13 protein-coding genes and 1 pseudogene are annotated in these 13,228 nt (G+C 38.4%); 3 read left to right on the top strand and 11 right to left on the bottom strand.

The features are described from left to right. Positions 1 to 22 precede the first annotated feature (22 nt). Complete coding sequence (locus ACFORF_RS06335) at positions 23 to 1,462, bottom strand: MFS transporter (RefSeq protein ID WP_380426500.1); 1,440 nt, start codon at positions 1,460 to 1,462, stop codon at positions 23 to 25. 75 nt (positions 1,463 to 1,537) lie between these two features. Here ACFORF_RS06335 and ACFORF_RS06330 point away from each other — a divergent pair, with 75 nt between their 5' ends. Next, complete coding sequence (locus ACFORF_RS06330; RefSeq protein ID WP_380426498.1) at positions 1,538 to 2,536, top strand: AraC family transcriptional regulator; 999 nt, start codon at positions 1,538 to 1,540, stop codon at positions 2,534 to 2,536. Positions 2,537 to 2,589: 53 nt separating this feature from the next. Continuing rightward, complete coding sequence (locus tag ACFORF_RS06325) at positions 2,590 to 2,844, top strand: hypothetical protein (protein ID WP_380426496.1); 255 nt, start codon at positions 2,590 to 2,592, stop codon at positions 2,842 to 2,844. Between the two features lie 43 nt (positions 2,845 to 2,887). Here the strand turns inward: ACFORF_RS06325 and ACFORF_RS06320 are convergent. The 9 genes and pseudogenes from ACFORF_RS06320 to ACFORF_RS06280 form a co-directional block, all read right to left on the bottom strand. Beyond that, positions 2,888 to 3,993, bottom strand: a protein-coding gene (locus ACFORF_RS06320; protein ID WP_380426494.1) for an IS3 family transposase whose coding sequence is annotated in 2 segments (ribosomal slippage) — positions 2,888 to 3,717 and positions 3,717 to 3,993 — 1,107 coding nt in all. Because the reading frame shifts where the segments join, the coding sequence is not laid out codon by codon here. A 73-nt stretch (positions 3,994 to 4,066) separates the two neighbouring features. Next, positions 4,067 to 4,147, bottom strand: a pseudogene (locus ACFORF_RS06315) (IS200/IS605 family transposase); the annotation flags it as partial. 608 nt (positions 4,148 to 4,755) lie between these two features. Next, complete coding sequence (locus tag ACFORF_RS06310) at positions 4,756 to 5,766, bottom strand: YeiH family protein (RefSeq protein ID WP_380426492.1); 1,011 nt, start codon at positions 5,764 to 5,766, stop codon at positions 4,756 to 4,758. A 277-nt stretch (positions 5,767 to 6,043) separates the two neighbouring features. After that, positions 6,044 to 6,256: a YdbC family protein gene (locus tag ACFORF_RS06305; RefSeq protein ID WP_380426490.1), complete on the bottom strand. Its 213-nt coding sequence runs from the start codon at positions 6,254 to 6,256 to the stop codon at positions 6,044 to 6,046. Positions 6,257 to 6,412: 156 nt separating this feature from the next. Beyond that, the gene (locus tag ACFORF_RS06300; protein ID WP_380426488.1) at positions 6,413 to 6,820 is read right to left on the bottom strand and encodes a PTS sugar transporter subunit IIA; all 408 of its coding nucleotides are present in this window, start codon (positions 6,818 to 6,820) and stop codon (positions 6,413 to 6,415) included. 2 nt (positions 6,821 to 6,822) lie between these two features. Further along, positions 6,823 to 7,641, bottom strand: coding sequence for a PTS system mannose/fructose/sorbose family transporter subunit IID (locus ACFORF_RS06295; protein ID WP_380426486.1), 819 nt, complete (start codon positions 7,639 to 7,641; stop codon positions 6,823 to 6,825). Further along, on the bottom strand, positions 7,628 to 8,527 hold the full coding sequence (locus ACFORF_RS06290) for a PTS mannose/fructose/sorbose/N-acetylgalactosamine transporter subunit IIC (RefSeq protein WP_380426484.1): 900 nt from the start codon (positions 8,525 to 8,527) through the stop codon (positions 7,628 to 7,630). The genes ACFORF_RS06295 and ACFORF_RS06290 overlap by 14 nt, the downstream gene beginning before the upstream one ends. A 39-nt stretch (positions 8,528 to 8,566) precedes the next feature. Beyond that, positions 8,567 to 9,052, bottom strand: a complete 486-nt coding sequence (locus tag ACFORF_RS06285; RefSeq protein WP_380426482.1) for a PTS system mannose/fructose/N-acetylgalactosamine-transporter subunit IIB — start codon at positions 9,050 to 9,052, stop codon at positions 8,567 to 8,569. A 3-nt stretch (positions 9,053 to 9,055) separates the two neighbouring features. Further along, complete coding sequence (locus ACFORF_RS06280) at positions 9,056 to 10,843, bottom strand: glycoside hydrolase family 35 protein (RefSeq protein WP_380426480.1); 1,788 nt, start codon at positions 10,841 to 10,843, stop codon at positions 9,056 to 9,058. Between the two features lie 608 nt (positions 10,844 to 11,451). Here ACFORF_RS06280 and ACFORF_RS06275 point away from each other — a divergent pair. After that, positions 11,452 to 12,162 carry a GntR family transcriptional regulator gene (locus ACFORF_RS06275; protein ID WP_380426478.1) on the top strand — a complete coding sequence of 237 codons (711 nt, stop codon included), beginning with the start codon at positions 11,452 to 11,454 and terminating at the stop codon, positions 12,160 to 12,162. A 108-nt stretch (positions 12,163 to 12,270) separates the two neighbouring features. Here the strand turns inward: ACFORF_RS06275 and ACFORF_RS06270 are convergent, their stop codons facing one another. Continuing rightward, entirely contained in the window at positions 12,271 to 13,005 is a 735-nt protein-coding gene (locus ACFORF_RS06270) for a GntR family transcriptional regulator (protein WP_380426476.1), read from the bottom strand. Between the last annotated feature and the right edge of the window lie 223 nt (positions 13,006 to 13,228).

Below are 13,228 nucleotides of genomic sequence, written 5' to 3'. Positions count from 1 at the left end.
GCTCCTCTCCCTAGAATAAGTATTAATTTTCGTTACCACCTTTAGCGCGTGCTTGAATGTCTTTGACAATTTGAGGAAGTTTCTTATCCAAATCATAGAAGAACAATAGGATAATTGAAATCACAGCTAAAAGTATTGGTATGTAAGCAAAGACAGCTTTAATGGCAAAGAGTGTTGCTGCTGATTGAGTTGCTGCTCCTGCGACATAGCCACCAGCTGCCATGACCAGTCCAAGGATAAGACCGCCAAGTCCTGAACCAACTTTTTCACCAAATGTTGCCGCTGAGAAAATGAGGCCGTCAGAACGAATACCGGTTTTCCATTCACCATAGTCGGCTACATCCCCAAGCATAGCAAATCCAGCCACGGCACCAGGGGCGATACCTAAACCACGAATGACAAGCCCTACAATAACTAAAGTGAAATCGGTAGGGAAAAGCGCAAGGAGAATAGTACCAATAAGCATAATAATATTTCCCAAAATCATCACAGATCTCTTAGATAGTTTGGCCATCAAGAATGGGACAACTAAACTACCTACAAGAATCGGTGCAAAGGAAAGCATACCAAGCAAGGCAACCTTGCTAACATCACCAAGAACATATTGAGCGTAGTAGATATTGATGCCTCCAAGTCCAGAGCTGATAAAGCTAATTAACATTGTTAAAATTAAGATAATCCAATATTTATTTTGGAAAAGGGCTTTAATGTTATCAGCTGTGGAGACCTTTTGTGCCTGATCGGCACTGAGAGCTTCACTATTTTCAAGGACACGTTCCTTAGAATTTTGATGCAGAATAAAGAGCAGAATCACTGAAAAGAGAGCGAATACTGCAGCCATTTTAGTCCAAGATGAAGCGGAAGTTACTTCACCAAAGAAGTTTACAATTTGTAGGACAGCTCCGTTAACTAAGAAGGCTCCAGCGAAACCAAAAATGGTTCGAGAAGTTGAAAGATAGCCACGCTCTTTTGAATCAGATGAAGTCGTTCCAAGTAATGTGTTATAAGGAACCATTGTCATCGTATAAACTCCTGCTAGAGAAATAACGTAAGTTGCAAAAGCATAAATGGCTTTCATACTTTCTGGGAGAAAAGAAGGAGATGTAAATAGTAAAATAAGAGCTAGTGCATAAGGAAGAATCATTCGTTTAATCCATGGTCTCGCTTTACCAGTTGCTGTTGACGTTCTATCTACAACGGCCCCCATGATTAAGTCGGATACCCCGTCAAAAACACGAGCAAATAGGAGTATGGAACCTACTACAGTCATTGTTAATCCAATGACATCAGTATAGAAATAGGTAATAAAACCATTGGCGGTTGTAATCATTAGGTTAGCAGCAAGATTACCAAAACCAAATGTAATCTTTTCGCTTAAAGGTACTTTAGTTGCATTTTGTTGAGACATATAATTCCTTTCTAGATATCTATAGATATCTGTAAGCGTTTTATTTATGTTCATTTTAGTATCTTCCTCAAAAATTTACAATGCACAAAAATTAGTTTATAATGAACTATCTACATATAGGAGGTTGTTATGAATCTCAGAGAGTTAGAAACTTATTTACACCATATTAATGTTATTGAACAAAAACAAAAGGAATCTGGGAAATCTATAAATGATTTTCCTATGTTGAATGAAACAGAAAAACTGTATTTAGATCCCTTGTTTAATATTATACGCTTCCCTAAAAATGCTTTTTTCAAGGAGGGGCAAAATATATTTATCAGCCGTCATAACAGATTTGCGCCAATGATTGAACATCTACACGATTTTATTGAGATAACATATGTTTATGCTGGACAATGTAGGCAAAAAATCAATGGAGACGAAATAGATTTGCCTCAAGGTAGCCTTTGTGTCCTAGATAGAGATGTACCACATTCAATTGAACCGCTTGGTGAGGAGGATATTCTTATTAATATTTTGATTAATGAAGAGACATTTTCTTCACTATTTCTTCTACGCATGCAAAATGATACGAGTCTAGCTACCTCTTTTTTGACGACAGCTTTTGATAAGCAAGCTAGACATGATAGGTATATGATTTTTGATACAAGTAGCAATAGTCGCATTCACTTGCAAATGCAGATGCTTTTATCTGAATATTGGTCATATCAAAGTCAACGAGAAACCTTCTTATCTCATTATTTGCAATTAATTTTTATGGAGTTATTTCGTATCTACCGTGATGAAACGTTTGCTCACCATACGTCACAGCGATTTGATTATGCTAAAGTTTTAGATTATATTGATTCTCACTATCAGGGGTTAAAAATTTCGGATTTAGCTCAGTATTTTGGCTATAATAGTAACTATATGAGCAATATGTTAAAAAAGCATACGGGTAAGAATTTTCAAGAAATCTTGTTAGAAAAACGGCTGTTAATCGCATGTGATTTACTATCGAATACAGAACTTTCTATTGATAATATTGCACTTGAATCAGGATTTAACACGACTAGTTATTTTTTTCGGCAGTTTAAAAAACGATACGGTTGCACCCCAAGTGCTTATCGGAAAAATAATGTTTAACCTAGATAGGAAATTTTTATTATAAATGAAGGATAAGAATAAGGAAGTTAGTAATGTTTGATATATTTGATCTTTTAGTTAAATATCGGGAAAAAAGAGATTGGGAAACTATTGTTTCAACAATGCATCCTATTCCAGCAAAAACCTTTGAAGGACAACCTGTTTATGAGTTTTTTCATAACTTAGATGATTCCTTAGATGTTAATCCGCAACCAATTGCTTTATCAGTAAATCCTGTAGACTCCTTTGTTCCGTTTCATTATCATAATCATGTAGAGATGATTATTCCTATTAGAGGAAACTTATGAAAAGGCAACAGTTTTCTGTACAAAATTTATAAAGTGTATTTGATTAAGCGCTTAATCGCCGAGCCATAGGCGTCTGATAATTGAGACTACTGTGGATACGGTGATGATTCCACCAGTGAACGTATTCCTTGGTTTTAAGAGCAAGTTCCTCTAGTGACCGAAAGGCTTCTTGATTGATAAACTCAAGTTTGAAAGCACGGTATGTACTTTCAGACACGGCATTGTCATAGGGACAACCAGCCTGACTCAGCGAACGAGTAATATCAAATGCTTCCAACATCTTGTCAATCAGGGCATTACCAAATTTCTTACCACGATCAGAATGGAAGAGTTTGACCTTGGTAAGTGCGTAAGGAATGTTTTGAAAGGCTTCTTTGACGAGTTCGGCAGTCTTGTGCCAACCAGCAGATAGGCCGATGATTTCACGGTTGAAGAGGTCAATGATCAAGCAAACATAAGCCCAGCGATTACCAACACGGACATAAGTCAAGTCCGTTACAAGGGCTTCAAGTGGCTTTTCTTGGTTAAACTGTCTATCTAAGAGATTTGGAACGGGTGCTTCATTCTTCCCTTTAGAATGCGGTTTGAAGACAGCCTTCTGGTAAACTGACACTAAATTCAGTCTCTTCATGATGCGACGAATCCGACGACGAGACAAGTTGATACCTTGTACTTCCAGACATTTCTTAATCTTCCTAGCGCCATACCTGGACTTACTTTCGAGGAAAATACGCTTCACCATTTCTTCAAGCTCCATTTCAGATACTGGCTCTACAGCCTTGTAGTAATAGCTGGAACGAGGAATGTTCAAGCATTGACACATGGCTGAAATGCTATAGTTGTCCTTGTTAGCAGTGATTATTTGCCTTTTCGTGCCATAATCACTGCCGCTTGCTTTAGGATATCTAATTGCATTTCAAGTTCTTTATTTCGTTTTCTGAGTTCCATCAGCTCACGCTGTTCATCGGTCAGATTATCAACAGTTTTAAATGATCCAGTCGTTCTTGCCTTTTTGACCCACTTGTCAAAGGTTGAGGGGGTTAAATCATATTCTTTGATAAGCTCACTGCGTTTTCTTCCTGCATTATGCAGGTCAACGATTTGTTGTTTAAACTCATCTGTGAAGTGACGGCGAATTTTTCTAGACACAACTTTTCTCCTATTTTCTTTAGTGTAGAACACTTTATAGATTCTGTCTAGTTTAGTGTAACCGATTCAGATTATAGATGACTTTTCGTCTATACTTAGGGGTGAACACAATGTGATATTTAAAATTCCGCTTTGTGTGTGATAGACTATGTGCTTTTTGAGCCCTTCAACTTTTTTATTTTTAGGTTTCGGCAAAAATCATCCACTGGATAATTTTTCTCCTCCTTTCGCTCTACAATAGGCTTGAACACCTTTATGGTATCGCGTTTGGAGTTTTTTGGTATAACCTTCGATGCGCACCAGCATAGCGGGTGGTTTATTGGTCACGCACCTTCGGAGCGTGACGGACTTAAAGTCACATAATAAAACACTCCTGTTTCTAGTTTACTAGATTTCAACAGGAGTGTTTTTCTTATGTCCCATTTTGTGGGTGCAGGGCCGCTAACTATCTGAACTCGAATCATTCCGATAATGCCTTAAAATAGCTCTGACAATCAAGATCTAAGGGGAAAAACGAAAAAAAGCTCTGACGATTCAGGAAAAAAATTATTTGAATCTTATATCGGAAAAAAACGGTAAACATTATAGATTAATGCACTTCTATTTCCGACAATGAAATAGGGTCGTCAACATGTTGATAGCTTACTTCTTGGCGAGATTTTCTTGCTTCTCGATTTTTAGGCAAGCCGAATATCTTTATTGATGACTGATTTCACAATACCAAAAACCAGAGTTATCTCCAAACTCTGGTTTTTATTTTTATCACCAAATCCCTAACACCGCCTGCATGACCAAACTTACAAGCGTTATAGCAAACCAACAGACCCCACCAATGAAGATGGCCGGCCCACCAGTCTTAACCAACTTAACAGGATCCGTATTAAAGCCAATCGCCGCCATGGCCATGACAATGAAAAACTTAGAAAGGGTTTTGAGGTGACCAAAAATTGCCAAATTCAAACCACCCCTCTGTAGAAGCGTCGTCACCAAGGAAGCCAGAATAAAATACAGTAAAAACATTGGGAATACACGCTTCCAACTGAATCCCTGCCCCTGACCAACTTGTTTTTTGGCACGGTAAAGTGACAGCCCTAGGGTGATGGGAATAATGGCCAAGGTCCTCGTTAGTTTGACAACAGTTGCACTATCCAGAGTATTGCTCTGATGGAGAGTATCCCAGGCCGCTGCCGTAGCTGTCACAGAGGAGGTATCATTGACCGCTGTTCCCGCAAAAAGAGCAAAACCGTCATTGGATAGTCCCAACCACCCTCCTAGTGTGGGAAATAGCAGAGCTGCCAAGATATTGAACAAGAAAATCACTGATATGGCTTGGGCAACCTGTTCCTCTTCAGCCTCAATTACCGGCGCCGTCGCAGCAATGGCAGAGCCACCACAGATCGACGATCCTACCCCCACTAAAGTCGCTGTTGTGATATCAAACTGCAACCACCTCTGCAAGCCATAGGCAACCACTAAAGCAGTCGTAATCGTCGCTAGAATTACTGGCAAGGACTGGGTACCTACAGCCAAGACCTGGCCTAAATTAAGACCAAACCCCAAAAGTACAACAGCCATTTGAAGAACATACTTAGAGGTAAAAGTAAGACCAGCAGACAGCTTCTCGCGGTTTATAATAAAACTCCCAGCCACCATCCCGATTAGGATTGCAAAGACTGGTGCTCCAACTAAGGGAAGCCAGTGACCAAGCACCCAAGCCGGTCCCGCTATCAGTAGGCAAAGAGCAACACCTAACCACTTATCCTTAATTTTCATGACTTCCCCCTTTTCTTCAATGAAACGAATGATACAGTTTCTCATGATATGATAACAAATTAATTTAAGCTTACCACTTACTTTTAGTTTCGAGTATAATTCTCTCACTTTCACCGCAAACGGCATTCATGGAGTTATACTCACTCAAAACCTCATTAGACAAGATCGACGTAGACATAAGAGAGTTAGGCAAGGAAACCTAAAGACCTATAGTTTTGATTTTGGAAGAGCATTAATATCAAAAACGAGCCCTGCTATCTAGCAGAGCTCCCTTATTTTATTTACGAAAGGCATCAAGAATCACTTGGAATTCCTCATTGCTAAGTGTGATTCCTTTCCCCATCTTAGTATGGTCAGGACTCCAGGTCCGCAAATCATACTTTGCTGGCGAACCATTGAAACTCACGCGGTTCAACTCTTTTGTCCAACCCTTATCATTTTCAGATAAGACCAGTAATTTTTCAACAATTTCGAATGTAAAATCAGACATCCTTCTTCCTCCTATATATGACTATTCGTAAAAATTTAAAAAATCGCTATTTTTTCAACTTTTTTATTGTATCAAAAATAAAAAGATAAAGCGACTAGAAGAAAGAGACCAGGCATGAAAACCTAGTCTCTGGATACTTAAAGGCTATAGTACAGTTTACTCGTCCTCATCATCGTCATCGTCAGAGTTTAACATATCATTGACATGGAGAATATTGGTTGTTCCAAATTCAACAATATCAACATCGGAATCAAGTAGTACGCCATTGAGGAAGCCGATAACCATCGGCATGTTCATTCCAGCGTAGAAGTCGATTTGACGACCTTCCATGATGATACGAGAGACAACGTTCGCAGGTGTCCCACCTAGCAAGTCTGCAAAAACTACTGGTTCTTCAATCCCAGCCAAGGTCGCTTCCAATTTCGCACGGAAATCTTCTGGACCTTCTTCCGGTAAGAGGGCAACTGTATGAATAATCTCTTGTGGTCCCATAATCATTTCTGTTGAACCTTTAAGTTCTTCACAGAAACGACCGTGACTGACTAAAATAAGTTCTTTTCCCATAATTATGCCATTCCAAATGCGAAGTGACCAATTGCAGAGAATACAACTGCAAGGATGATAATAATCACGATTGCTTTAGTAGAGTTCATACCTTTGCGACCGAGCAACCAGAAGAGGAAGCCTGTAAAGATTGCAGGTACCAAACGTGGGAAGATTGAGTTCAAGAGGTCTTGAATGTCAATTACTTTATCACCGATTTGTGGCAACCAAGATACTTCAAAGTTAATCATTGTTGCGATAAGGGCACCAACCATGAATACCCCCATAACTGACGCTGCATCAACAAGAGCATTCAAGCGATCACGCATTGTTGTGATCAATTTAGTACCTTCACGGTAAGCAATCTCCAACTGTTTCCAACGGAAGACATCAATTGCCAAGTTGACTGCAACCCAGAGGAAGATACCCATTGGGTTACCAGCAGCTGCAAGAGTCGCAGCAATTGAACCCATGATAGCAGGTACAAGGGAACCAAAGATAGAGTCACCGATAGGGGCAAATGGACCCATCAAACCAGTCTTGATACCGTTAACGGCATCTTTAGAAGCGACACCTTCGTTTTCTTCCAAGGCAAGGTCGATACCTGTGATGATGGTATGGAAGAAGTTAGACGTGTTGAAGAATTGCGTATGCATCTTCATCATTTCTTTCAACTCAGGCGTACCATCTCCAAACATTTTGCGCAATTGTGGCAAAATCATGTAAAGGTAACCAGAAGCCTGCATCCGTTCGTAGTTCCAACCCAATTGGAAGGTGAACAAGCTACGTTTGTTAATTTGATTAAAATCTTCTTTTGTAAGTTTGTAATTAGAATTCGTCATCTTCAATTTCCCCACTTTCTACATTTGATGGAGCCGCAACCACTTTTACTTCAGTTGCATGTTTGTAGTGAAGCACTGCAAGGAAGGCACCAAGAATAGCGATACCGATCATTGGAAGACCTTTGAAAGGTGCTGCAGAGAATACAGTTGTTTCCAAACCAGCTTCGCCAATGATACCAGCAACAGCACCAGCAACAGAAGACAAGTTAGAGTAAACTGCAGTCAACATAGCTGTCAAACCAAACCCAAGGGCAAGGTAGTGAGCGTTACGTTTAACTGGCAAGTAGTGGAGCAAGATTGCAAATCCGAGACCTGGAAGCATACGACCAGCTAATGTCAAACCGTTTGCCAACCATTGTACGTTTTCAACACCTTCAACAAGGTTTTCAACGAATGTACCACCAAGAGCAAGAGCGAGGAAGACAGGAAGTGCACGAGATGCTGCCCAAGGAATAGCACCCAAGAGGTAGTTACGTTCAATTCCTTTATAATCGAAGCGTTCTACTGCCGCATCCACACGGTGAGCAAAGTAGGTTGTAGACATACGTCCAAGGATATCAGTATAGACCAAGAGCGCTGCTACTGGAACCGCGATTGTAGAAATCGCAATTTCTGGGTCAATCCCTTTTGCAACTGAGAATGCTGTAGCAAGAACCGCACCTGATGTTGCGTCGATACGAGATGCACCACCGAATGTACCAACCCCGAGAACCATGAGTTGCAAGCTACCACCGATCAAGAGACCCTTAGCAACATCACCCATGATGATACCAGAGATGAACCCTGCAAAGACTGGCGAACCAGCAGAAGAAACGATAGTCAACTCATCGCAGATTTGATAAGCTGAATACAAGGTAAGTAATAGAATTTGCCACCATTGAATCATGATGTTTTCCTCCTTAAAATTTTTCCTTTTTTAACAAATTTAGCGTACTTTATCCAAGAGAGGCATAAAGTCTTTTTCTGGGTCGTTTGGTACCATTTGAGCTACCAATTTTACACCTTTTTCTCTGAGAAGATCAAATTCTTTGATATCCTCATCAACAACGTTGATTGAACGCGTTACAGAACGTGTTTCAGGTGTTTGAGACATATTTCCAACGTTGAGCACTGAAATTTCCACTCCTGCTTCCACCAACCGTCTGAAGCGATCTGGGCGTCTTGCTACAATCAGCAAGCGTTGAGAATCGTATTTCCCATCAAGGATGTTAGCTGCTGCTTTTTCAATAGGAAGAATACTAAGTTTCACTCCTGGTGGGCAAGCAAGCTTCAAGCCTTGTTTTTCAATGTCATTGTTTACCACTTCGTCATCAATAACCATGATGCGTGTGATGTTTAATTTCGTTGTCCATAGATTGGCTACCTGACCATGAATCAAGCGACCATCAATGCGTGTTCCAATAATTGCCATAGGTTATCCCTCTTTCTCTAAAGCTTTTTGTTTTGGTCTATCGGAAAGTTCCAAGTACTCTCTATAGCATCCCTCAGTTTCGAAGACGACTATTTCATTGACTCCTTTCTTTAAGTATCCTTTTGGTAAATAGAGAGTCACGATTGGGCCTCTGTCCCAATATCGACCGATATTAACATTATTTACAAAGACAACGCCCTTACCAAATCCTGTCATATCCAAGTAGGTATCGGATGGTTCATCTACTTCAAGTTCGAAGCGATAGAAGGCAGGTTGGTTGTCAGCCCATTCTTGGCTAAAATCAAGACCTTCTACATTATCGAGTGGCAATGGGCAAATCTCCCAATTTCCAATGTAGTGTAAATCAACCATCAAGCCACGTCCCAATCCCTTTTTCTGGGTTGGTGCTGTCAATTTACTACCGTAGTTGACGCGTCCCATATTTTCAACAAGGACTGATAGCTCAATGCTTTCCTTATCGATATCAAAGAAAATTTCAGTTCCGATATCATGCTGGTACTGGGTTGCTTTTAAAACCTGATCAGCATAGAGTTGAACCCTATCTCTAGCATCAATAATACGGAATTTTTCAGGCTTGTCCGTCACATCACGCTGAATCTCTGTCTTGTAGTAAATGTAACCCGTTGATTGTCCCAATTCTTCCATATTTTTTGGATAAAACCCAGATACGCAATCGCTTACATTTTCAAGGTTATTAAATAGGCTTGTCTTATCTTTTAGGACTATTGAACCATAAGCCTTAGCTGGCTTGATCAGTGGTTCAGCATAGGTGCCATTAGGATAAGCTTCTTTTAATAAAGATTGCAGAGCGTAGAATTTACGTGTTGGGTTACCCGCTTCATCTAGAATCGCATCGTAGTCATAGGATGTTACCTGTGGTAGGTCAGTTTGATTACGAGCTGAACATCCATTCATAAAGCCGAAGTTTGTTCCTCCATGGAACATATAGAGATTGATTGAGCCTTGTTTTAGGACATCCATCACAGACTGTGCCAATTCGTCAGGATCTCGTCTGATGACATCTTCTCCCCAACGATTGAACCATCCATCCCAGAATTCCATACACATGAGCGGCCATTTTTTACCGTGCTCATCGAAGAAATCCTGCATCATCTGGAAGTTTTTCTGGGCTCTAGAACCGAAGTTCCCCGTTACAAGAACATCATCTTCAATCAAACTGCCAGCCCGAAGAGTTGCCTTCCAAGGACCATCTGATGTAAAGAATGGTGCGGTCAAACCTTCTTCTCGCATTAGCTGGCTGACAGCTCTCAGATAAGCTTTTTCCTCACCGTAAGAGCCGTATTCGTTTTCCACTTGAAACATGAGGATATTTCCACCATTATCCAACTGGTGTTTAGCTAATTTGGGTAAGAGTACCTTATAGTAATCTTTTAGGTGTCCTAGATAGACTGGATCAGCCGACCTCACTCTCATGTTTTCATTTAAAAGCCAGGCTGGTAAGCCACCCCATTCCCATTCTGCACAGATGTAAGGTGATGGCCTTACAATGATGTATAAACCTAATTCCGTAGCCAATTGGATGAAGTGTTCTATGTCTAAGATGCCTTCAAAATTAAACTGTCCTTTTTTAGGTTCATGCGCATTCCAGGGAATATAAGTTTCAACTGTATTGAAACCTAAAGCCTTTAAATTATATAAGGAGTGATACCAGTCATCGGGATGAACTCTAAAATAATGAATACTCCCAGATAAAATCTGGAACGGCTCATTGTCTAAGTAAAACTCATCTCTTATCTCAAAGCGATGCATGAGTCTCACCACCTTTATGTAGTATTATTTTATCTATTGTTATATTAACATTTTTTTCTGGTTATGACAAGTACTTTTTTTAAATTTTTAAAAATTTTTTCAAAGAGCTAATTCAAGTCTCTTAATATCATCAACCTTAAAGAATCTATCCCACTTATTCAAGATATCTTTAAAGTTCTTAAAACAAAAAGTGTCTACTTACTTGTTCTATAGAGGAAACCTGTTAACTCTATAAAAGCTTTTTTGAATTAGCTGAAGGCTTTGATGTAAGATCGGATCAACTCTTCTTCCCTCAATATCCTTCAATTTAACTAAAAACTATGATCTGTTAACTATGAAACTAATATAGATTTCCCAATTTTTCTCAAAATTTCCAAAGAAATAACTAGTGCTTTTATCAAAAAATTGAGTTAACTCTCTGATGTCTTTATTATTTTTGCAACCCAAAAACAATAATTAAACTAAAATTGAGTTCAATGGTTTCTATAAAATATAAATATTGATTTTTTTTGAAATAAACATGCTTTTTATTGTGTTTTTTAAGCTTCATTTAGTATAATAAGTGTAAAAATATGAATTTTAACACATTAACCAATAGGAGGTCAACTATGCGAGTACCAAAATATCAACTAATCCAGAATGATTTAAAACAACAAATTGTGTCTGGTAAATTTGAAAACGGAGATAAATTTTATACAGAGGCTGAACTCAGCAAACTTTATAATGTTAGCTCAATTACAGTAATTAGGGCCATGAATGAACTTGTTAAAGATGGTTATCTTATCCGTCAACAAGGGAAAGGTACCTTTGTCTCTCGATCACGCAAAGGAAAACTAGTTGAATTCTCTGACATTGAGATTTTCCCCTTAAAAGAAGATACTGTACATGTTTTGGAGTTCAGTAAGGGCAATGACTTATTCTATTTAGAAAAACTAGGATTGAATAAAGATGATTTCTACTTCAAAATTGTGCGACTTAGACATGCCAAGGAGAATCCTTATATTGTTCAAGAATCATATATTCCAGAACGGTTCATTATGAATCCTAAGGCAAAACCTAGTCACTACAAGTCACTTTATCAACGTTTCAAACTTGATTTTAATATCCATATGTCTGAAGAACCTTATACAGAAAGTAACGAAGTTTGCTTACCAACACCTGTAGACATTGCTGATTTACTAAACATTGATAAAAACCAACCAACAATTTTACAAATTAGAACAACACGTCAGAACGGAACAGACGAGATTTTAGAGTATGTTGAAACCCATAAACATTGGAAATACTTTAAAATTGAACTCTCTGCAAATAATCGCTAAGCACTAAAAAATCGAAACTAAAGAACAGACCTGATTACCAAAAGTTAGATAGAAAATCTGACAATTTGGTTTCAGGTCTGTTTATTTTTTCATCTAATAAAACCTTGACTAAAAACTACGCCCTTTCACAGAAACACGATACTTAAACTGATCTGCTCTTGCAATACTGAACGTATATTCAATTGGAATATTTTTTTGATTAAATGACTTCCGTATAATGTGAAGAACTGCACTTTGACGACGAATATTTAAAAATTCCGACTCTCTGTCTAGAGCTAAACTAGCGTAAAACTCTTCTTCCAACGAACGAATAGACTGTTCATAGTTTTCTTTAAAAATTGTATACAGGGGATTCATATTTAACATATCCTCAACTAAATTCGGAAATATTTCCGCAGGAAGGTAAGTCCTTTCAAACATCATTGGTACATCATTCGCCAATCTCAATCTTTCAATTTCATAAAGTGTACTGCCAAATGGTACGTTTAATTGGTTTGCTATAGATTCTGAAGCGGAAACTTTTCTAAAAGATAAAATACGAGTGGACGGAACTTTACCAATTTTCTTCATATGATCTGTAAAACTGTAAATTAAACTTAAGTCTACCGAAGGTTCTAAAACTTCTGAAACAAACGTACCAAGACCTTGTTTCTTATAAATAAGACCTCTTTTTTCCAACTCTTGTAAAGCTTGACGAACTGTAATCCGACTAACTTGATATTCTTCCGTTAATTCACGTTCAGATTTAAGTTTTTGATTAGGAACAAAATTTAAGCGAATTTCATTTTCTAGATAATCAGCCAGTTGAATATACAAGCTTTGTTTTTCTAAAAATTTAAACATTTCAATCTCCTTTCCAAAAACCATAGATAACCAACTAAATTATAATATGATATAGTAATTTTTTCAACTAAAAATTAAAGCACTCTAAGAGAAAAACAAGCGTATTAAAAAATTAAATTTAAAATTACATCCCATCTTCGTGTCCAAATCTATTCTTAATCTCTCGAATAAACGCCGCCTTCCCCTTGAAACTCTCCCCTGCTATAAGTGCCTCTAACTTCTC

The sequence above is a fragment of the Streptococcus caprae genome (assembly GCF_042649745.1).
GTDB classification, from domain to species: Bacteria; Bacillota; Bacilli; order Lactobacillales; family Streptococcaceae; genus Streptococcus; species Streptococcus caprae.
This window is presented reverse-complemented; position numbering and strand designations above follow the sequence as displayed.

Bases quoted from the DNA above. Each gene is read 5' to 3' on its own strand.
- ACFORF_RS06280 (WP_380426480.1), bottom strand. From the start codon at position 10,843: ATGCATCGCTTTGAGATAAGAGATGAGTTTTACTTAGACAATGAGCCG.
- ACFORF_RS06285 (WP_380426482.1), bottom strand. From the start codon at position 9,052: ATGGCAATTATTGGAACACGCATTGATGGTCGCTTGATTCATGGTCAG.
- ACFORF_RS06325 (WP_380426496.1), top strand. From the start codon at position 2,590: ATGTTTGATATATTTGATCTTTTAGTTAAATATCGGGAAAAAAGAGAT.
- ACFORF_RS06275 (WP_380426478.1), top strand. From the start codon at position 11,452: ATGCGAGTACCAAAATATCAACTAATCCAGAATGATTTAAAACAACAA.
- ACFORF_RS06295 (WP_380426486.1), bottom strand. From the start codon at position 7,641: ATGACGAATTCTAATTACAAACTTACAAAAGAAGATTTTAATCAAATT.
- ACFORF_RS06330 (WP_380426498.1), top strand. From the start codon at position 1,538: ATGAATCTCAGAGAGTTAGAAACTTATTTACACCATATTAATGTTATT.
- ACFORF_RS06270 (WP_380426476.1), bottom strand. From the start codon at position 13,005: ATGTTTAAATTTTTAGAAAAACAAAGCTTGTATATTCAACTGGCTGAT.
- ACFORF_RS06300 (WP_380426488.1), bottom strand. From the start codon at position 6,820: ATGGGAAAAGAACTTATTTTAGTCAGTCACGGTCGTTTCTGTGAAGAA.
- ACFORF_RS06290 (WP_380426484.1), bottom strand. From the start codon at position 8,527: ATGATTCAATGGTGGCAAATTCTATTACTTACCTTGTATTCAGCTTAT.
- ACFORF_RS06310 (WP_380426492.1), bottom strand. From the start codon at position 5,766: ATGAAAATTAAGGATAAGTGGTTAGGTGTTGCTCTTTGCCTACTGATA.
- ACFORF_RS06305 (WP_380426490.1), bottom strand. From the start codon at position 6,256: ATGTCTGATTTTACATTCGAAATTGTTGAAAAATTACTGGTCTTATCT.
- ACFORF_RS06335 (WP_380426500.1), bottom strand. From the start codon at position 1,462: ATGAACATAAATAAAACGCTTACAGATATCTATAGATATCTAGAAAGG.